This is a genomic window from Chryseobacterium binzhouense (genome assembly GCF_007474545.1).
Taxonomy (GTDB): Bacteria; Bacteroidota; Bacteroidia; order Flavobacteriales; family Weeksellaceae; genus Chryseobacterium; species Chryseobacterium binzhouense.
Genome location: NZ_VKOG01000005.1, coordinates 146,720 through 168,380 on the forward strand (window position 1 = coordinate 146,720; position 21,661 = coordinate 168,380).

The 21,661-nt window shown below is 31.5% G+C and carries 19 protein-coding genes and 1 tRNA gene; 11 read left to right on the top strand and 9 right to left on the bottom strand.

The genetic code is table 11. The annotated features are described in order from the left end of the window. Positions 1-97: 97 nt before the first annotated feature. Positions 98-613: a hypothetical protein gene (locus tag FNE73_RS13455; protein WP_143885095.1), complete on the top strand. Its 516-nt coding sequence runs from the start codon at positions 98-100 to the stop codon at positions 611-613. 66 nt (positions 614-679) lie between these two features. Here the strand turns inward: FNE73_RS13455 and FNE73_RS13460 are convergent, their stop codons facing one another. Genes FNE73_RS13460 through FNE73_RS13470 form a run of 3 tightly spaced genes read right to left on the bottom strand, consistent with a single transcriptional unit; the run spans position 680 to position 2,880 of the window. Then, positions 680-1,369 carry a Bax inhibitor-1/YccA family protein gene (locus FNE73_RS13460; RefSeq protein WP_143885096.1) on the bottom strand — a complete coding sequence of 230 codons (690 nt, stop codon included), beginning with the start codon at positions 1,367-1,369 and terminating at the stop codon, positions 680-682. Between the two features lie 17 nt (positions 1,370-1,386). Continuing rightward, complete coding sequence (locus FNE73_RS13465; protein WP_143885097.1) at positions 1,387-1,803, bottom strand: hypothetical protein; 417 nt, start codon at positions 1,801-1,803, stop codon at positions 1,387-1,389. Between the two features lie 42 nt (positions 1,804-1,845). Next, positions 1,846-2,880, bottom strand: coding sequence for an acyl-CoA reductase (locus FNE73_RS13470; protein WP_143885098.1), 1,035 nt, complete (start codon positions 2,878-2,880; stop codon positions 1,846-1,848). Between the two features lie 59 nt (positions 2,881-2,939). On the opposite strand from FNE73_RS13470, the gene FNE73_RS13475 reads away from it, so the two are divergent. The 8 genes from FNE73_RS13475 to FNE73_RS13505 all read left to right on the top strand — a co-directional run bounded on the left by FNE73_RS13475 (position 2,940) and on the right by FNE73_RS13505 (position 9,898). Beyond that, positions 2,940-3,290: a 4Fe-4S binding protein gene (locus FNE73_RS13475; protein ID WP_089743945.1), complete on the top strand. Its 351-nt coding sequence runs from the start codon at positions 2,940-2,942 to the stop codon at positions 3,288-3,290. Positions 3,291-3,408: 118 nt separating this feature from the next. Continuing rightward, positions 3,409-4,473, top strand: a complete 1,065-nt coding sequence (gene serC, locus FNE73_RS13480; protein ID WP_143885099.1) for a 3-phosphoserine/phosphohydroxythreonine transaminase — start codon at positions 3,409-3,411, stop codon at positions 4,471-4,473. A gap of 115 nt (positions 4,474-4,588) precedes the next feature. Then, positions 4,589-5,548: a D-2-hydroxyacid dehydrogenase gene (locus FNE73_RS13485; RefSeq protein ID WP_143885100.1), complete on the top strand. Its 960-nt coding sequence runs from the start codon at positions 4,589-4,591 to the stop codon at positions 5,546-5,548. Positions 5,549-5,555: 7 nt separating this feature from the next. Next, positions 5,556-6,800: a DUF1015 domain-containing protein gene (locus tag FNE73_RS13490; RefSeq protein ID WP_143885101.1), complete on the top strand. Its 1,245-nt coding sequence runs from the start codon at positions 5,556-5,558 to the stop codon at positions 6,798-6,800. 53 nt (positions 6,801-6,853) lie between these two features. Then, complete coding sequence (locus FNE73_RS13495) at positions 6,854-8,254, top strand: M28 family peptidase (RefSeq protein ID WP_143885102.1); 1,401 nt, start codon at positions 6,854-6,856, stop codon at positions 8,252-8,254. An 87-nt stretch (positions 8,255-8,341) separates the two neighbouring features. Further along, positions 8,342-8,429 (top strand) — tRNA-Ser (locus FNE73_RS13500). A 252-nt stretch (positions 8,430-8,681) separates the two neighbouring features. After that, complete coding sequence (locus FNE73_RS16990; RefSeq protein WP_317129887.1) at positions 8,682-8,927, top strand: Arm DNA-binding domain-containing protein; 246 nt, start codon at positions 8,682-8,684, stop codon at positions 8,925-8,927. After that, on the top strand, positions 8,894-9,898 hold the full coding sequence (locus FNE73_RS13505; protein WP_317129888.1) for a site-specific integrase: 1,005 nt from the start codon (positions 8,894-8,896) through the stop codon (positions 9,896-9,898). The genes FNE73_RS16990 and FNE73_RS13505 overlap by 34 nt, the downstream gene beginning before the upstream one ends. Positions 9,899-9,969: 71 nt before the next feature. Here FNE73_RS13505 and FNE73_RS13510 read toward each other — a convergent pair whose 3' ends face one another. The 4 genes from FNE73_RS13510 to FNE73_RS13525 form a co-directional block, all read right to left on the bottom strand. Further along, positions 9,970-12,072: a DUF262 domain-containing protein gene (locus FNE73_RS13510; protein WP_143885103.1), complete on the bottom strand. Its 2,103-nt coding sequence runs from the start codon at positions 12,070-12,072 to the stop codon at positions 9,970-9,972. Between the two features lie 8 nt (positions 12,073-12,080). Continuing rightward, a complete protein-coding gene (locus tag FNE73_RS13515; RefSeq protein WP_143885104.1) occupies positions 12,081-13,889 on the bottom strand; it encodes a DUF262 domain-containing protein in 1,809 nt (602 codons plus the stop codon). A 114-nt stretch (positions 13,890-14,003) separates the two neighbouring features. After that, positions 14,004-14,642, bottom strand: coding sequence for an SLATT domain-containing protein (locus FNE73_RS13520; protein WP_143885105.1), 639 nt, complete (start codon positions 14,640-14,642; stop codon positions 14,004-14,006). Between the two features lie 544 nt (positions 14,643-15,186). Next, positions 15,187-17,247 (bottom strand): hypothetical protein, encoded by a 2,061-nt coding sequence (locus FNE73_RS13525; RefSeq protein WP_143885106.1) that lies wholly within the window; start codon positions 17,245-17,247, stop codon positions 15,187-15,189. Between the two features lie 378 nt (positions 17,248-17,625). Here FNE73_RS13525 and FNE73_RS13530 point away from each other — a divergent pair, with 378 nt between their 5' ends. Then, positions 17,626-17,847, top strand: coding sequence for a DUF2188 domain-containing protein (locus FNE73_RS13530; RefSeq protein WP_143885107.1), 222 nt, complete (start codon positions 17,626-17,628; stop codon positions 17,845-17,847). 157 nt (positions 17,848-18,004) lie between these two features. Then, positions 18,005-18,910 (top strand): hypothetical protein, encoded by a 906-nt coding sequence (locus FNE73_RS13535; protein WP_143885108.1) that lies wholly within the window; start codon positions 18,005-18,007, stop codon positions 18,908-18,910. Between the two features lie 70 nt (positions 18,911-18,980). Here FNE73_RS13535 and FNE73_RS13540 read toward each other — a convergent pair whose 3' ends face one another. After that, positions 18,981-20,528 (bottom strand): hypothetical protein, encoded by a 1,548-nt coding sequence (locus FNE73_RS13540; RefSeq protein ID WP_143885109.1) that lies wholly within the window; start codon positions 20,526-20,528, stop codon positions 18,981-18,983. A gap of 14 nt (positions 20,529-20,542) precedes the next feature. Next, positions 20,543-21,532, bottom strand: coding sequence for a kinase (locus FNE73_RS13545; protein WP_143885110.1), 990 nt, complete (start codon positions 21,530-21,532; stop codon positions 20,543-20,545). Positions 21,533-21,661 lie beyond the last annotated feature (129 nt).

Below are 21,661 nucleotides of genomic sequence, written 5' to 3' on the forward strand. Positions count from 1 at the left end.
TTGTTTCGATTTGTATGCATTTTACTATTTTAGCTAACAGAATTTTATTTAACATAACATTTCAAACTCAAATTTTTTAAACATTAATATTCTATCTATGAAAAAAATTGCAGCAATCACTATCTTATCTGTTCTTTTAATTAACTGTAATAAAAAAACCGATACAGCAAATACTACAACCAACAGCGATTCCTTATCAAACAATACAGAAATCGAATCTGAAAAGCAAATTGACACCTTGGGCGCCAAAACTTATTGCTATATGGGTGTTACGGGTAAAGACAGCGTTTTTGTAAGCATAGATGATAATCTGGGAACTTTATCGGGTAAAATGAGTTACAAGAATTTTGAAAAAGACAGTTCTAAGGGTGAATTATCCGGCTTCAAATCTGGTGATACTCTGAAAGTTACCTATGAATTTGCTTCTGAAGGAATGACCAGTAAAAGAGATATTTTCTTTATACAGAAAGACAATATTCTCATTGAAGGTATTGGAAATCAGAAAGATGAAAATGGAATTATGCGCTACGCCGATGAAAAGAAAATTGATTACAAAAGCGGACAAAATTTGAAATCTGCAGACTGCAAAATGGTGGCAAAAGCACTAAAATAATTCAAAAAAGATCCTGATATTTATACTTTATATCAGGATTTTTTATGTAAAAAGTTATTGATTATTCTAGCTTCTTCTGCTCATCAGAATTCTTAGGATATACCAGAACAAAAGCATAATTGAAGCAAAAAGCTGTAAAGAAGCACCTACATACTGGTCTGTCGAATAGGCATCCTTCAGTTTGCTGGTCTGATACAAAATAGTTGCAGAAGCAAGAATTACCATTCCCACAGAAAACCAAAGCCCAAGGTTGAAACCGAAAATCATTCCGGCAACGATCAATCCCAAAGCAATAAATCCTCCAATAGCAATAATGTTTCTTAGGAAGGAAAAATCTTTTTTGGATGTAAACGCTATAAAAGATATTCCCGAAAACATGGCTACAGTAAGTGTTGCTGCCTGAAAAATAACCTCTCCGCCTCCTGTATACGCCATCGCCATATACATCATCGGCAGAAAAATAATAGCCTGAAGCAGCACATAAACTCCCAATCCGAAATATTGTGTAGATCTGCTTTGTGCAAGAGACCATTTTGTAGCTAAAAATGAAGCCAGCCAGAAAACTCCCAAAACCAAAAGCCAGCTGTATCTCTGCCCTACCATCATATAAATCATTTCGGCAGGAACTACGTTTAGCAATATAGTTTCTACTGCAATAAATGCAACAATTGCCAAAGCAACGTGCAGGTAAGTTTTTTTGTAAAATTCAGCTTTTTCAACATCTGTAGAATAAGTTACCAAAGAATCATTCATCATATCTATATATTATATTTTTATTTGCTGTAATACGGTATTATTTTTTTGATTTTTCCGTCATTCTGAAATACAACAGTAATTATATCTGTTGGTGAAACCGATAAGTCGGATTCATATTTGTATTGAACAGCAGGATACATTGCACCATCAATTTCAATATTTCCGGTTTGATATATTTTCATTTTTCTTTCAAAACTGATTCCTCCTGAAAGATTTTGAACCAAAAGATCAGAGTTATCTGCCTTTAGCTGATCAGAAATTAGGCGGCTTGCCTGATTTTTATCCGATTTTTTCAATGCAGTAACCAAATCAAAAAACGATTGATTGTACGCTTCTACTCTATCTTTTGGCAAATCTGCCTTTTGAATTTTTATATTCTGTGCAGAAAAAAAAGAAACTGTCAGTAAAAAAACAATAATGCCTGATATTTTCATTCTAAATCATGTTTAAAACCGACTAAATTTAATGAAAATAAATCAGATAACCTCCAGAAATTTCATAGTATCCACATTATCAGCATAAGTATCTAATCCTGGATTCTGCGCTTCACCAAAAGAAACTGAATTGAATCCGAGCTCATCTTTTGCTACCACACACTGAATATTTTCTTCGTTTTCAGCGATAAAACTTTTCACTTCATCCAGAGAATCGTATCTGCTGAAATTAATAACAGAAAGCGGACTGAATAATTTATCGTCCTCCTTCAGCATTACAAAATTATTATCCCAGAATTTATCCTGATTCAAAAGGTAAATCGCTCTGTTGTAATCGTAATTATTAGCGTATTTATTGTGGTTAATCACGTCCTGAAATTCAATAAAGCTTTCAAATAATCTGTCAATCAAAAAATCTTTGGGAATAAAAATTCTTGTTACATTTCTGCATCCCAAACCAAAGTACTGGAAAATATCTTTAGCTAAAAGCTTTAGTTCAGTTTCGGTTTCGTCTCCTTTCAGAACAGATACAGAAGTTCTGTTTTTCCTGATAATATTGAGATGATTTTTAAAGTAAAATTCAAGATATCTTGCCGTGTTGTTACTTCCTGTAGCTATTACTGCATCAAAACTTTCGAGTCTCTCCACCAGCTCAAAAATAATGGGTTCTTCAGAAAACTCATTCCATTTCTTTAATAAAAAAGGAATCATCAGTTTGTCTTTTGATGAAAGTTTTATCAGAGGAATATGGTTGCTGAGTATAACCGAAATTACATCATGCCACCCAACCAGCGGAATATTTCCTGCTAAAATAAGTCCGACTTTTTTGGAAGTTTTGGTAAGAGAATAATTACCAAGCCATTTGTTCAAATTTTCCACCGTCATCAATTCTGCCCACTGCTTCAATGCATACTTTTGATTTTCAATGGTAAACCAAGGGTTTTCAATTTCAGATCTTTTTAAAACACCCTCAAATTCGGCATCATTATCGTTAAAAAGCTCTGATTCTTTTGCTAAAAAGTCTGTGATATACCGGCTTAGCCTGCTGAGTCCTAAAACTCTTTTTTCGTTGTTCATAATTACTGCAAAATTGGGGAATATTTTGTAATTTTGTGCAAATTTAAAAAAAATTAGCGATGGCTATTAAAATAACTGATGAGTGCATTAACTGCGGAGCCTGCGAACCGGAATGTCCCAATAATGCAATTTATGAAGGAGCAGTAGACTGGAAAGCTTCAGACGGTACCGAACTTTCAGGAATTGTTACTCTGCCTTCAGGTCTTACGGTAGATGCCAACTCACCGCAGGAACCTGTAAGTGACGATGTTTACTTTATCGTTACAGACAAATGTACTGAGTGCAAAGGATTTCACGAAGAGCCACAGTGTGCCGCAGTCTGCCCTGTAGATTGCTGTGTTCCGGATGAAGATCATGTAGAATCTGAGGAAGCCTTACTGAATAAAAAAGCATTTTTACACGGTGAATAAATACTGCCGTCTCATCCAACATGAGACGGTTTTTTGATTTTTACGGATAAATCACAATCAAAATATATTATAAATAAATGCTGATCTTAAGGTGAGAAGCAATTTAAAAACAGCAAAAATGAGCAAAAAACATAATTTCAGTGCAGGACCATGCATTTTACCACAGGAAGTATTTGAAAAATCGGCAGCAGCTATTTTAGATTTTAACGGAATTGGCTTATCTATTCTGGAAATATCTCACAGAAGCAAAGATTTTGTAGCGGTAATGGATGAAGCTCGTGCCATTGTGAAAAGACTGATGAATCTGGGCGACGAATATGAAGTTTTGTATCTGGGCGGCGGAGCAAGTCTTCAGTTTGCCATGGTTCCGTACAATCTGATGAAAGTAGGCGGAAAAGCAGCTTATCTTGATACCGGAACATGGGCTGCAGGAGCCATTAAAGAAGCTAAGAAAGTAGGAAATGTGGACATTGTAGGTTCTTCTAAGGAAGAAAATTACTCATTTATACCAAAAGATTATAAAGTAGGTGCTGAATACGATTATTTTCACTGCACTTCCAACAATACAATTTACGGAACCCAGATGAAAACCTTTCCGGAAACGGACACATTGATGGTTTGTGATATGAGTTCTGATATTTTTTCAAGACAGCTTGATTTTTCAAAATTTGATTTGATATATGCCGGAGCTCAGAAAAACATGGGTCCTGCAGGAGTAACTTTAGTCGTAATTAAAAAAGAGATTCTCGAAAAAACAGGAAGAGAAAATATTCCTTCTTACTTTGATTATGCGCAGCATATCAGTAAAGAATCTATGTTGAATACCCCTCCTGTATTCCCGGTATATGCATCTCTATTAACTTTACAATATCTTGAGAACAACGGCGGAATTGCAGCAGCAGAAGCTAGAAATGAAGCTAAAGCTAAATTGCTTTACGACGAAATTGATTCCAATCCTCTGTTTGAGACTTTTTGTGTGAAAGAAGACCGTTCTCTCATGAATATATCTTTTAAGCTGCTTGATGAAACTAAGAAAGAAGAATTTGATGCAGCATGGAAAGCAGCCTCAATCAACGGACTGAATGGTCACAGAAGTTTGGGAGGTTACCGTGCAAGTATCTACAATGCTATGCCTATTGAAAGTGTACAGGTTCTTGTAGATGTGATGAGATCAATAAAATAGGATTATCAATCTTAAATCTGATAAATAATTAACATTATTTTAAAAATTCTTAATTTGCGCTTCAATTAAATATTTTTTAAATATTCAGTTTTATATATCAAAATTAAAATAAAAAATGAGAGTTTTAGCTAACGATGGAATTTCAAAAGCCGGAGAAATTGCTTTAAAAGATGCAGGAATTGAATTGCTCGAAAACAGAGTTGCTCAGGATCATGTCATCAATTTCATCAACGAAAATAATGTAGATGTGCTTTTGGTAAGAAGCGCAACCAAAGTTAGACAAGACTTGATAGACGCTTGTCCCAATCTTAAAATCGTAGGAAGAGGCGGTATCGGAATGGATAATATTGATGTAGAGTATGCCATTGAGAAAGGACTGTATGTCATTAATACGCCTACTGCTTCATCAAAATCTGTTGCGGAGCTGGTTTTTGCTCACTTTTTTTCATTAGCCCGATTTTTACATGAGTCGAACAGACTGATGCCTTTAGAAGGAGAAACTCATTTTAATGCAATGAAAAAGTCTTTCAGCAACGCTTATGAACTGGCTGGTAAAACTTTAGGAGTGATTGGATTCGGAAGTATTGGGCAGGAAGTGGTAAAAATGGGGATTTCTTTAGGAATGAAAGTAAAAGTCCTTACCAGAAAACCAAGAACAGAGGTTTTAACCTTAGAGTTTTTTGACGGACAAAAAGTTAATTTTGAAATTACCTCTACCAATAACACCGATGAGTTTTTAAAAGATGCAGATTTTATAAGCATCAATACTCCGCAAACTACAGAATATATTATTGATACTCCTCAGTTTGAAAAAATGAAACACGGAGTTTATATCGTTAACACAGCAAGAGGCGGAGTAATCAATGAAGTAACTTTGCTTGATTTTATAGAATCCGGTAAAGTAGCAGGAGCAGCATTGGATGTTTTTGAAAACGAACCGGCTCCGGAATTGATACTATTAATGAATCCCAACCTTTCTCTCTCCCCTCACCTCGGCGGAAATACTGTTGACGCACAAGAGAAAATAGGTACTGAGCTAGCTAAACAAATAATCGAAATTAAAAAGAAACTATAACACATATATGCCTGTTTTTAAACCTTTCCGTGGAATAAGACCTCATAAGGATCATGAGGCTACATTTCCCACACATCCTTTAGATAACTATTCACAGAGCGAAATTTCAGAAAAAGCGCAAGTAGAAAAAACGTATATCAACATGATTAAACCTTATGTTGTAAGCAAATCTAAGGATGTAGACCGGAATCTGAGGAAAATACGTTCTACTTTCGAAGAATTATTGGAGGAAAATGTTCTGGTTCAGGACAATTCTGCCTATTATCTTTACGAACAGATTTATCCCAACAAACAGGTTTTCAGAGGACTCCTGGGTTTATCAAGCATTGAAGATTTCTGGGCAGGGAAAATAAAAAGGCATGAAAGTACCATTCCGCAGAAAAAAGAAAAACTTGCACACTATCTTGAGAAGGTGAATCTTCAGGCAGAGCCGGTGCTCCTTACCTACCCTTCCAATTCTAAGATAGAATTGCTGATGAATCATGAAGAAAAAAATGTTCCGATTTTTAACCATACAGACAGCGTAGGAATCAGACATAAAATCTGGAGAATTGATAACCGCCTGAAGCTACAGCAGTTTAAGGAAGTAATTGATCAGATTGATTCTTTTTATATTGCAGACGGTCACCACAGAATCGGATCTACCGCACTTTATGCCAAACGGCTGAAAGAAAAAAATAAAAGACATAACGGTACAGAAGCTTACAATTTTGTATACAGTTTCATTGTATCCAATCAGTCGATTAAAATTCATGATTATAACAGAATTGTCAGAAGTTTGGGAGATCTTTCAGGTGATGAATTTTTAAAGAGACTTGAAAAATATTTTCTTATTCACGAAAAAGGTGAAACACCGTACTACCCTTCCCAGAAATTTCACATTTCTATGTATATGGAAGGTAAATTTTATTCATTACACGTAAAACATGACCTGAGATCTCAGGAAATGTCATTGGATAATCTGGATCATCATATTTTAGACAAATATATCATTAATGATATTTTAAATATTGAAGATTCTGACAGTTCAGACGAAATATCTTATGTAAAAGGAACATCAGACATTGCAGGAATCAATCTTCTAAAAGAAAAGGTAGATAATGGCGAAGGTAAAGTAGGGTTTGGTATATATCCGGTAAGCTTTAATGATATGATTAAAATTTCAGATCTGAAGCTGAGAATGCCTCCGAAGTGTACATTTATAGAACCAAAACTGATCACAGCTTTATTAATGTACGATATGAAGCAATAATTATCTGTTTTTTTGTTTATTTTTATACTCCGAAAAGAAAACGGTCAGTAAAAATGAAAAAAATCTTACTCATCATACTTCCACTCTTTTTGAGTGGATTTTTATTTTCACAAAAAAAATATCCTGCCAAAAAGCAAAAACAGATACCTAAATTTAATTATCAGGAAGAATTTAAGAAAATTTCAGATGAAGTTTTCCTTCATGGTACGGCGTACGATAATCTGGGCGAACTTACCAAAGGAATTGGAGCAAGATTCAGTGCTACTCCGGGATATGCAAAAGCTACCGAATGGGCAGAAAAAAAACTAAAAGAAGCAGGAGCAGAAAATGTGTGGAAACAGGAGGTAAAAGTTCCGATCTGGGTTCGGGGAAAAGAATCTTTACAGATCAAAACCTCATCCGGTGACTGGAAAAATGTGAGGATGTTGTCTTTCGGAAATTCAGAAGGGACAAAAGGTAAAGATCTGATTGCCGATATTCTTTTGGTAAATACTGCACAGGAACTGGTAAATCTCACTACTGCACAGGTAAAGGATAAAATCATATTTGTAAACTATATGATAGATCCTACCATCATCAATACTACAGATTCTTATCTGATTGCTGCTAAATCTAAACTATTATCGGCATCGGTAATCGGTAAAAAAGGTGCAAAAGCATTAATCATCCGTTCATTAACGACCGCTTCAGATGATATTCCGCATGCAAAAATGATTTATTACGAACCAGATGATAAAGCAAGAATTCCGGCTTTAACAATAGGTGTAAAATCTGCTGACGAACTGGAAAAACTCCTGAAAACCCAAACGGTGAAAGCTAAAATCAATATGACGGCAGAATTAAAGGGTGAAACCATCAATCATAATATTATCGGTGAGATTCCGGGTAAAAAAGACAGCAAAATAATACTTATTGGCGCACAGCTGGATTCCTGGGATTTTGCCGAAGGAGCTCATGATGACGGAGCCGGAGTAGCACAGTCTATTGAGGTTCTTCGCACATTTAAAGCATTGGGATATGATAACAACCATACTCTGAGAATAGTATTGTATGCCAACAGCGAAAATGGCGGTCAAGGACGGGATATGTATGAAGCTCAGGCAAAAAAGAAAGATGAAAAACACATTTTTGCTTTGGGGACAGATGCAGGAGGTTACTCTCCACGAGGTTTTTCTCTTGATATGTCACCCCAGAGAAGAAAGCTTATATTTGAATGGAAAAATTATTTTCTGCCTTATGGAGTATATGATTTTGGACAGACAGATGCCATTCAGGATATTGCGCCCTTAAAAAAGCTGAGTATTCCTCTTGCGGAGCTTGTTGTAGATACTCAGAGATATTTTGATTATCACCATTCAGAAAAAGATACTTTTGACAAAGTCAGCAAAAGAGAGCTGCTTTTAGGAGCCGTAGTGATGACACAAATGATTTTTATGATTGATAAAAACTGGTAATGAAAAATATTACAAAATTTTCTTGGTCAAAATAAAAAAACATTTTATATTTGCACCACTGAAAACAACGATATAATCGGAGTTTAGGGAGAGTTGGCAGAGTGGTCGATTGCGGCAGTCTTGAAAACTGTTGACTGTAACAGGTCCGGGGGTTCGAATCCCTCACTCTCCGCCAGGTTAGAAACCAAAATAAGCTAAAACGCTGTAAACATCAATGTTTACAGCGTTTTTTGTTTCAGCGCAGTATCAAAAAAAAAACAAAATAGGTCACGATTTATATGTCCTATTTCGTGTCCCATTCAAAAAATCACAAAAATGGGTCACGAAAAATCAAGGAAAGCCTGACCAATAGGCAGTCTAGCGATTGTACATCTTGCAAAAAGTGGTAACAAAAAGTAAATTATTAATCAATTAAAGTTATCACACAATGAACAAAACATTCAACCTGTTATTCTTCATCAAAAAGAATAAGATCAGAACAAACGGAACCGCTCCCATCTACTTACGAATTACGATAGACGGCAAGGCAGCAGATATTGCTGCTAAAAGATATATCGATCCGAAGAAATGGGATGTTAAAGCACACAAGGCATTAGGAAATACTCAAGAAACCAAAACGCTGAATCTTTATCTAAAACTTTGGAACAGAAAGTTTACGATTTCCACTACCTGATGCTAAAAGAAGAAAACTTTGTAACTGCAGAGAGTTTAAAATCTAAACTGCTTGGAACGGATATTGAGCAAAGAATGCTTATTCCGATATTCCAGGAGCATAATGATAAAGTGGAAGCCCTAGTCGGTCAGGATTTCGCCCCGGGAACATTGGAGCGTTACAAAACGTCATTAAAGCATACACAGGAATTCATTAACTGGAAGTACAAAACTTCTGATATTGACATTACGGAAATCGATCACGGTTTTATTAGCGATTATGATTTCTGGCTGCGAAGTGTAAGAAAATGCGGAAATAATACGGCTGTGAAATACCTCAAGAATTTCAAAAAGATCATCCGATTATGTATGGCGCACGGCTGGATCACGAAAGATCCTTTTCTGGGCTATAAAGCAAAAGTAAAAGCTGTAGAACGTCCTTATCTTACCAAAGAAGAAATTCAGATGATCTACGAAAAGGAATTTGCATCTGACCGATTGAGCCAGGTTCGCGATATTTTTCTTTTCAGCTGTTATACCGGCCTGGCTTATGTGGATGTCAAGCAATTGTCAAAATCTAACATCAATGTCGGGATTGATGGTGACCAATGGATTTTTACCCATCGTCAAAAGACCGATACCTCAACCAGAGTTCCACTATTGCCTTTAGCTCAGGAAATGGTTTTAAAATATGAGAATCATCCGCAGTGCGTCAATTCAGACATTCTGTTTCCTGTTCTCAGCAATCAGAAAATGAATTCTTATCTGAAAGAAATTGCGAGTATCTGCGGTATCAATAAAGATTTGACTTTCCATATCGCAAGGCATACGTTTGCTACTACCATCACTTTGTCCAATGGTGTTCCTATTGAAAGTGTAAGTAAAATGCTTGGTCATACGAATATAAAAACTACTCAGCATTATGCGAAGATCCTGGATAAGAAAGTGAGTGATGATATGGCGGTTTTAAGGGATCGGCTTAAAACTAAATAATGGATAAGGATAGTTGAATTTAGTCAATACTAATTTGAATATAACTGTCATTAAGTATTGACTAATTCATCTTATTTAGAAGCCCATTCAATAATTAATTTGAAAGGCTCTCTTTTTTTATTTCCTCCAATAATTTCAATATCTAAAGTATTGTTTGGATTAATTCCTAAGTTATATCTAAACTGTTGATTATAAAACTGAAAGACAGGATTGGTATTTGGAAAATATTGACAACCTTCTATTCCTCTAGTAAAATATGATTTGTAACCTGTAACTTTTTCCAACCAGCCAATATTGAAATTATAATTTTTGAAAAAGCTTGTATGTGAATGATTATAGATACGCTCACCAATAATGTAATAAATATATAATTGTTCTTTGGCATTCCTTATTAAAGATAAGTCTTCGTATTTATTAATCATTTTTAATATGAACTGTTTTTGAATTTCTACTAAAAATTCGTACAAACTTAATTTGTCAGAAAGGGTTGCAAACTGTTTGGCAAATAGTATTATTGAAGGATGTCTTCTGAAACTTCCATGTACTATTCTTGAATCACCTGTTTGTTTATACAAACCTGTTATTAATAAATTGCCCCAAATTCGATTAAAATTATCTCGGGCTATTTCTTCATAAGCATTGAAAATTGAAAGTAATTTTTTTACTTCTTTGTCTGTGTAAAATATATTTTGTAGTTCAACTGTTTTGAAATCTTCTTCTGTTTTAGTAAAAGGAGATAAAAGTAAGTTGGTGATACGTCCAGTTAAATATTTATGGTCTTCTATTTTGAAAAGTTCATTTTTGAATGACGCAAAGTTTAGATAAAGTTTCGCCTTAAATATTTCTTCTTTCCTTTGATCAACATTAAAACCTATCAATTTATTGTCATCTGATAATTCAGATAATACCTGATAAACATTGTCATCTGAAATAAGGTTATGTAATGAAGAAATTAGTCTTGACCATTCTCGTCTAGAATTATCATCCGTATTTACAATAAGATTCCTTACAACTCGTATACAATCATTAAGATTCTCCTTATTTTTTTTGTAATAGGAATAACGTAGAGCCAAGAACAGAATAAATAATTGAGTTGTATCTCGTTTCCCATCTATAACATCTTTTAAAATATGACTTAGAGATTCACCATCCCATAAAACAGGCTCTTTTTTTTCTTTGATTTCTTTTATAAAATCAAATGAAAAAATAAGAAACCGAAGATTATCTTCTATTGAGTAAATAGTTTTTAAAAGTCTAAAATCAAGAAAGTTTGTTTCATAAGTTTTACTAGATCGATATTCCGCATCTTTAAAGTATAGCATTTCTGTTATAAAACTCAAAAAAGACATAAATGGAGTATCAATGATATAAGAATTTTCTTCTTTATAATCCCATAGATTTTCAACCCATAAATATTCAATTTTATCTTTTACCTGCTCCAATAAAGTATGATTATATTGGATGATTTTAGAAAATTCTGATTTAAAATTTTCAAAATCTGTAAGCATTTTGCCTCTTGCATTCATTCTGATATAGAGGTTTTCAGTTAGACCAAATTCATCTAAATCTGTAAAATAAAATGAAATTAGCTGCTTATCGTCATCAATGATTTTATCTAATAATTTTAAGTCTGAACTTATTAAACTTGGATTTTTAGAAAAAGTATCCAGCATATTCAACATACCAAAAACCGTAGAGTCATTTTTCCATTCATCATTAAACCACACAGAATCTTCTATTTGATTCTTAATCTCAGCAATGCTATCTACTTGGTCAAAATCCAAAAGTTTCTTACAAAAATCGTGTGCTGATGGTCTTGTTTCGTATGTGAACTTTGATAGTATTTCCTTTACATCATTTAACCTGTTCTCTTTAACCGCAATAAAATAATACAATAAAAATAGCGTAGTAAGTCTTTGCTGACCATCTAAAGGAATAAAGACTTTTTGCCTAATATCATCTTTTACCTCGGTTAAAATAGAACCGTAAACAAAATCTAATTCTATTGGTTGTTCTTTGATAATTGAATTTATTAGAAAATCATTGATAAACCTCTCTCTTAGTATATTAACTTCAGCTGTTTGACGTCCTTGTGCGTAATCTCTTTGTATAATTGGTACTTCAATTTTATTATAAGATTTACAAAGTGACCAAAAGGTGTATTTGTTATTCATAGTTAATTTTAATTTGTTAGATAAGGCTTTAGCTTAGAACTTAAATCTTGAAAATAACTTTGTTTATCGTCATTTCCCCAGTAATAAGATTGAAGATTAGTATTGCTATAGTACTTTAAGAATATATTTTTTGTTGCAATAGGGATATATTTTCCTTCTTTTTCCATTTGAATTATTCTATTTCTTTTTACTGGAAAAATAGCATTGTTTAGAGAAGAATTATCCTTCTTAGAAAGCAAAGCTAAATTATCTAATATGTGAATGGAATCAGAATCGAATAATTGAATTAGTTCAGATTTTAATAAATTAAAGTCATCAATATCAATTTTTTCGCTGTTCAACATTTGTTGAACTTTGTTTTTTAGAGTAGTCAAATCTGAGGTGTTTTTTTCATTCTCAACTTCATTCATACCTTTTGATACTTTCTCAATATCATTAATATCTTCTATTGCAATGTAAGTTTCTTCAAGCCATTTTTTTATAGCTTTTTCATCCTTCATTTCTTTTGATTGTTGAGCATGAATATGTTCAATACTCCAGCCACCATCATTTTCTATCTTTTTGTATAAATTAAAAGGAAATCTGTTTTTTTGAGCAGATTTTACTAAGTTAGATGTAACAATATTATGTAATAAGAAGACTTTCTTTAAATCGTTTTTATTGATTTCATAAGACATGTTATTTAAGTCTATGTCTGATACTTCTGATATAACTTCATTTAGAGCCCAATTTTTAAATTTAGATTTTTCGCAGTTAGACATATCAATGATGTGTCTAACATTTGAAATTGAATTGTCTTTTAAGGCCAATAAAAAACCTATGTGATGATATAAATAATCGTTTTCAAACCAGTGTTTTAACTTACTGAAATATTCTTTTGTTTTATTCCATAACTCAATAGCATTCTCTTTTTCTTTCTCTGGATTATCTGATTTGATTTCTTTTTCAAACCACATATAAGTCGAATATCTTTTTATATTATTTTTTGAAATAAGCTTAAAAATAAATTCAATAGTAGAAGAAGTTTCTTCTAATGTTTTATTGTTTAAAAAGTACCAAAATTCTTCATTTCTTAATTCCATTTCTATACGGTGCCATTCACTCGAAATTTCAGCTTGTCTCAAAATAGATTCCCTCTCAGTTAATCCATATTTTATTTTAGATAACAATAAAGCTCTGATTAATTCTGCATCTGTCAAGGGTATTTTTCCAATATTCAATCTATTGAATATATCTATCTTCTTTTTTTCGACTTCATCTGAACCATCAATGTTTTTAAGCTCTTCTATTTGGTACCATATTATCTCTACTTTCTTAGTCAGTGTTGAATTAAACTCATCAATGTAACCAACATCATTTTTAGTTTTACTTTCAAACCAATTTTTAATGATATCATACGCTTGACTCATATAATGAAAGTCCGGATTCTCGTCACTATATGTGTTGGGAGATAAACTCTCTAAAAAATTTGTGCTTTTTCCTCTCTTTTCAAATATGATAGAATATTTCGGTCGATTTAAATAGTTGAATATTATATTCATTGTAATAAGGCGTTGTTGTCCATCTATTACTTCCCAAATATTCAAACCCAGCTCATCAATTGATGGCACAACAACTATTGGTTGTAAGCAATACTTCTTTTCATCAGAATTCATAAAATTATGAATATCATCTAGCAAAGCTGTCACGTGTTCTACATCCCACCTATACCCCCTTTGATAATAGGGAATCAAATAATGTTCAAATCTAGCATCTCTATCAGCAGTTTTATCATTGAGTATAATTTTTCCGATTGGAACTAATTCAATTTTATTCATATGGTTTTTATGCTTGTGTTTAATTGGAAAACGGCTGAATGTTTAGATTTATCTTATTGCAGGGTCTATAAATACAATCAAGAATACCTGATATTAGCTTTTTCTTAAGTATTATTAGTTTACATTCAATAGTAGTATAATGATAATTATTGGCGGAAATACTATTAAAAAGTGATATACAAATTTTGTCCTAAAATAATATTCAATCTTTATTTTGAAGACATCGTAATTTGATAATAAATGATATTTAGCAGTTTTAGTTTTAAATAGCTCATTATCTATCTTTAAATGATTTTCATATCTCTCCAAAATGTTTTGGTATTGATCAGAAATTTTTTTAGCAAATATCTCCTTATCTTTTATAGTTTGATTCTCAGTTAGTGTTTTATATATTCTTAATTCGTTATAAACTTCAGAAAGTTCCAAACCGCAATCATGAAATTCCTTAGACTTAACTGAAAAATCTTTAGCATTCTCAATTTGTCCAAATACCAATGCTAGAATAGATAAACTTGTGATGGAATATGCAATTAAATCCTCATTTAGTTGATTGAAGTGGAGATTATAAACTCCCAAAAGTCCAACAGCAGTAAGATAAACTGACAATAAATTAATAGACAAATTAGATAAATTTGCGGTTTGAGTTAACCTAGTGCTTGCTCCAAACCTAATTCCCTTTGTTGACCACAATTTATAATTTAATTCTTCAAGAAATGTTTTATCTAAATAATCCTTATATGTTTTGCCTTCCATAAATTTTTTATACTAATGTAAAATTGTAGTTATTTTGTTCGTAAAATGTTGTGAGCTTTCCAAATATATCTACTTATGTCTTATTTGAATTACGGTTATCCGTAAACGACAAAAATAAAAACCATTATAAAATCCACTATCAGTATTTTTACTGAATTTAATTCATATTTTTGAATGATATAAAACGTTGAAAATCATTAATATGAAATTGATTCAATTAGAATCCTTTAATATTTGAAGATAATTAGGAACATATTATAAGTAGTTTAAAATTGCATAAAAAAGAAGCAAAGTAAAACTCTGCTTCTAATTTCTGTGTTGACCTGGTAAAGATCTGCAATGTTGGATTACATTTTCTAAACGGCCTAAGCGCATTCTAGTATAGGCTCTCACGAACACTGGTTTCCCACCAGCACATTGTACACATTGTGTCATAATAAACGGGTTTTAAGTTAATAATTATAACATCGACCCCCTTATGACTTGTCTACATTTACAAATGTATTTTTATTTTACCACTTATCAAATAGATTATAAAATATTTCTATTTCAAATTTTTGGTTTCTTGATATAAATTAAGTAAATGATAAACGGACATATCTATTAATGGTTCGTACATAAATGAATTTACATGTATATTTTCAGGTGTCATTAGGTTAACCTTGTCTATAATTCCTAAGTTAAAACTTGTAGGGTATTTTTTCTTGTACATATTAGACAGTACTCTTGTTTGAACATGATTTATTTTAGTAAGGTCTGCTTCTGGCAACTTAGATATCATATATTGTTCAGCTTTTAATCTACTAGCAATCGCCAAAGTAATTTTATTTTCCAACAAAATTTCATTGATGTTTTTTTCTTCAATTATTGAATCCGCAGTATCGAAAATAAAATTCTGAATTTTAATAGTTTTATCAAAATCAACTTCCTTGTCTTTCAGTTTGGTGATTCTATTCTTATAAATAGTAAAAACATCATCAATTGTAATATCTTTTGAATTCGTTTTTTCGTGAAGGCAGCTTGTAAGTTTTATGCAGTCATCTGTATCCGATGAATCTGAATAATCAATTATATTACGAATAAAAGAGATAAGACTTATGAAAACTTTGGGATCATGTGGACTTTTCAAAAACTCTTTAAAAAGATCTTTTTTATACAAACCTTCAACAATATTTATCGTTCGATTTTCATCTTTGGATGTCATATATGTTTGCTTATCCATGTTTAATCGTGATGCAATTGTTCTATAAAAATCGAAGTTATGTGTAAGAATGAGTGATTTAAATTTTTCTGATTGATGAAGTTCAATAATATATTCTATTATAGCATATTTATTTTTATAATCAAAAGAGTCCGCTATGTCATCAAAGATTAGCAATGTTTCTTGAGAAATATTTTTTCTTGATTCTATCTCAAATAAAAACTGCAAAATAAAATATGCCCGTTGTTCACCTTTACTTAGTATTTTTAATAAATTTTCTTTTGTCTGGGTTTTGGATTCTTCATTTTTATCTGTAAAAATAAATTCCAAATTAGCAGTTTCCCGTTTTAAAATTACGTCATGTAGGTTTCCCATTTTTACTTCAAATGGTACATAAAATCGATCATTAAATTTTTTGATTATGTCTTTCCATAGCTCTACCTCTTTTTTAGATTCTGAGATAATAATATCTAATTCTTTCTTTTTCTCTTTGTACATTTCAGATAATGCTTCAGCATCATTCTTAACCTCAGACACGAAGCTAGTCCAAACCTTCTTTTTGAACCCTTCATAATCTTTTAAATTTACCAGTAAGGAATTATCCTGCTCAATAACTTGTTTGAATGCCCTCAGATCTATATTTGCTCCAATAGCTTTGTCAACTTTGTTAAAAGATTCTTTTAACTTCTCATCAGCTAAAATTCTTTCAAGCTCAGCATTATATATTTCTTTTAATTGTGATGATTCAGTAATTTCTATTCCATCTTCCAAAACGAATTTATGACCGGCATCAAAGTAAGAGTTATCCTCTATAGATTTCATAATTTCATTTGCCTGATAGGTTCCGAAAGTATTATCACCAGATAATTTAAATAACTTGGAATTTGAAAGGATTTGATTGTAGTTTTCTACATAATCATCTAACAAGTTTTCATTTTTATCTAAGAATTTTTTTACAATTCCTTTAGTGTCAAATACTGTATTATACTTAAACGTAATTTTATCTGAGTCCTCAGTAAGCTGATCCACATTTGAGGATAATACGTCAAAGAAGTTTTTCTCAGAATCGTTGCCAAAAGTTCCCATGTATTCAACTTCACAATCAGTACTCTTTGATATTGCTTTAAGCTTTTTTAAAAGTTCAGCTTTAGCAGTATTCAGTTCAGAATAAATTTGATCATATTTTTCTTTAAGTTCCTTACGAGCTATAAATGATGTTATTTTATTTGTCGCATCATACGAGTTGTCTTCTGCGTTGATAACCAAAATTGACTCTGGATTTATTTCTAAGTCATCTGATAATATTTCAAATTTTGATTTCTTATTATATACAACATCTTTTGGAAGATTTTTCTTATCATTCTTCGAAATCAAATCAAATGTTTTAGCGAATGAAGTTTTCATTGTTCCGTTCGGCGCATAAATAAGGTACGAATTAACCTTACTGAAATCGAAGTCATGTTTAATTTTCCTATGCCGAAGCAATTTTCAAAATCTAATTTTAAAATTTTCATGGTTTTTTATTTAAAAAAATATCAGTTCCAATAATAAGATTTATTTCGATAACAAATATGCGTAAAACCGTAATATGGAATTTTTTATCAAAAAATCAATAAATTTTTTATATGCGCAAAAACATTGCGTAGTAGGATTCTAATTTCGTATGATGATAATTAGAAAGTGTAATAGATAACTCATTTTTTTTAAATATTCGAATTATCTGGTAATGTGCACTTACTTAATTACTGAAAGTAAAATTATAATAAATTAAAATTTTCTATCATGAAAAAAAATCAACACGTCGTGCCGCATCAAGGAAAGTGGGCAATAAAAGGAGCAGATAATCAAAAGAATACCGTAATTACAAATACACAGAAAGAAGCTATTGATAAAGCAAGGAATAATTGCTATCAATCAGAATCTGAGCTTTTTATTCATGGAAAGGGTGGCCAGATCAGAGATAAAAATAGTTATGGTAATGATCCAAGTCATGTAAGAGGCTAATTATCAAAAATTAATGAAAGCAAATTATCAGTGACGTTTTTCCACTGTTGGTGAAAAGCAAAATTTAAAATAATTAGGTATGAGTTAGATATATATATATTAAAAGTAGATGATGAACAAAAAATTAGAGAAAATTATAATTTAATAAAATAACAAAATGGAAACATTTAATACTTATTTTACAAAGTTAAGAAATAAAGATATAGACTTTGTAGACATTCCTTTAGGGGAAGATTTAGAGGCATTTATTTGCCCATTCTTAATTGAAAATAATAAACATAGTAATCCTGTAGCTCTCGAAGTCTATGAAAGAGTACATCAGTTTTTAATAAAACTTAACAGAGATTTTATTAAGCCAAACAAAAGAAATGAGGGGATAGAATTTCTTTCTCATCTGCACGAACCAAACGAATATCATTTAGGATATTCCGATAGAAACAAAGGTAAAGCAGTTTCAGATGTAAGAGCAGAAGTAATTTATGATGCTTTGAGAAACAACTCATTTGCAAAACAAAATATTGCAATTACAAACGAAGCGCATTTTGTCCTACTACTTGTAAAAGGCATTGGTCAAGATATTATGTCAGATATTATCGCAAATGTTTGTAGAGATATTTTTGCTGAATCAACTTTGAAAATATGTAAAAAGCATAAAGTTTCTACAATTTCAGCTAAGATTGAGTTTTATAATGCCATTACTAAAAAGTGGGAAACAAAATCTGCTGATTTACCAAATTTTGCAGGTAAATCAATCATATTATTACCAAAATTTATTATTAGCGGGGGAAGAGCCTACTCGAATTTATATAATTGGTTTATTGCAAGAAATTATCTTGCTTTTGAAATTCTTAATAGAAAAAAACCGCTTTCTTCAGATGGTAAGTTTATCTTCAAATTGAAAAACGGTACAAGAAAAGCAATTGTAAAGAAAATTTATCAAGCATACAGAAAACCAAAAGATGAATTAATTGAGTTTGTCAAAAAATTCAATGGCTCATTAGATGAATTTGTTTGGTATGCCAAAGAGCATTATCCTGAACTTAATTTAGATGATTTGAGATAGAATATTGATTAAATAATTGCGGTCAAAAGCCGCAATTATTATTTTTTATAGAATATCTTTTGTATCTATTTTACAACTTAGTATTTTTATTCCAAATAATTAAGCAATTTTTATTTTCTTCTTTGACTCCCCAGGCTGGTAGAACGTTATTAATTTTTTTTGTATTGTTAATATGTAGAGTTGCTACTAGATGATTATTTCGTCTTGCATCGCGAAATGACCTTTTTCTTAAATCATTATTATATATATGGATTTGTAGATACTTATCAGGAAAAATAAATTCTTTCAAATTAGTCGTATGCTTTTTTCTTTTTTCGGACTTTACCAATGAAATTATATCTTTTGATTTATTTCTAATATAATCTTCAATTTTTTCATCAGAAATGTCTAGAAATATGCCAGCATTTTCTATAACATTATAACTCTTCTTATTATGGTGCTTAATATATCGTACATTAACTATCTTGTTCTTATCAGTGTAGTTTTGAAAAAAAGAAGTTTTATAAATTTTTAATAAGTCTTTTTTCTCACCGAAATACTTTTCTTCAAAAAAAAATGTACCGTCGGTAATAATCACTTTTTCCCCGGTGTAGTGTTCTCTTAGCTTTTCAAGATCAATAATCTGCCAACATGATAGCTTATATTTTGTTTTAATTTGAATAAAAAAATTATCATACTTTTTAGGCAATAAATTTTCTAATGTTATTGCTGTGTAAACTGCAGAAAAATTCATGAATTTTCGACTGTTCAAATTTGATTCTACGAGTAAATTATATTGTTTCCCTTTTAGTATTTCGCTGTCATAACTATGAATAATTTTCCAGCCATAATGATTGGCCTTATATCGTAGTTCAATTTCCATTATTGACGATGGAACGGTGATACCATGATTTATTAAAACATCTAAGTATTGAAATATGACTTTTTTATATACTAAAATTATAGCATTTACAATGTCGGTTAGGTTGTCAAATTCTTTTATAAAATCCGAAGCATAAAATGCTTTAGTATCTTTCCTATCTTTAAATTTTATTACAGATGATTCAAATGTAACTCCTCCGTGTGCGATTGCATTACGAAGAGTATTGTTATATATATTTGTAAGGTCATCAAAAATTTGATATTTTTTTAGAGTATCAATACAATTATAGATGTCAAGATTATCTGTACCTTTTTTGTTTGTAACCCTTAGAAAATAGGCAATTGGTTTTATAAGTCCTAACAATACAACATCATTTATTTTTAGATATTCGTACACGATTTTCTCACTGAAAAAATACATTAATTCCGCTTCATTGCTAGGCAATAAATTTTCATGAATTGCTTTTAAATTCAATTCATTCATTGTCTTTATTGCATGATTAAATTCAAAAGAAAGGTTATTTAATATCTTAAAAAAGTCTAAAAGATCGTTTGGATTGTCAACTAAACTTTCAAAATACAAATTTACATCAGTATAAATATTTTTATTATAAAATTTACTTGGAGATTCATAGATGTACTCACCCAATGAATGAAAGTTATCATGTTTACAAGCATTCAATTCGGGGAATTTATCCAAAATTATTTTCTTTTTCCTTTCTAAAATTTTATAAGTGAAAAAGTTTTTATCGATCATTGTACAATTATTACCTATCTTAATTTCTTATCAACTAACGCAAGATACTTCATCCCAGTTTGATCAAAAACATTTTCTGCTTTTTCAATTTTCAATGCTGAGTATATCGCATTAGCAAATCCCGGTAGACCCCAAAGCATAGATTTTAAATTACCTGAAGCTGCGAAAGCCTGAGCGCCATTGATAAAACCACAGATAGAACCAAATATAATATTTCCTATTTGGCTCTCGTTCATTTTTGCGGTCAACTCACCTTTTCTAATCACCAGTTCTCTAATCTTTTCGTTAAATAAATCAGTTCCTTCTTTAACGTTGGGATCAAGCACAAGGAGCTCAACTCTATTAGTAAAAGCCTCTAACAAATCACCATGCTTCTCTTTGAATCGCAGCATTTTATCAAGTTTTATATCGTGTGGAAGTGGAATTAAACTTTCTAAAATAGTTTCCCTTTTTTTCTGGTTTTTAAGATTTTTGCTAGTGTAAAACCTTGGTCTTAACTCATCAGTTGTAGGAATTCTATTTGTTTTAGCACCAATCATAGTGGCCACAAATTTCATTAATTGGTCTGCTGTTTTAGTCTCTACCTCATACCAGTTCCCTTCTGAACGACTCGCAAGGCCTAAATTAGTAAGACTATAAAATACCTCATCGTCAAATTTATCACCATGTATGCGGGCAGAAGAAAACTTCTGTGAATGCACCAAATTTCTTTGCAATTTACTGAATCGTTCCTGCGCTTTTTCGAGTGAGCTTTTATGCTTCTCAATCTCATTTACGAAGGGTTTCGTAACCTCCCAAGGATTATCAAACACCTCGACAGGATTTACAGGTACAATTAATGACATCCTGACAAGTTCCATCATAAATGGATCATAATGTTGCTCGGGATTCCAGAAATATTCTTGCGGTACAATCGCTGCAATATCTTTGTAGTAAAGAAGAGTTCTTACTGTCCAATTGTTGTCAGGTACATTGATGTAAGGGTAATATAAAATATCACTCATAGTTTTTGGTTTTTAGTTTTTATAATTCGGTTACTTCTTATCCAATTCGTCTCTATTTTCATATAAAACATCATGATGTTCATTTATTATGGCGAATAAATCCTTCATATCTCACAGGTTACTTATTTC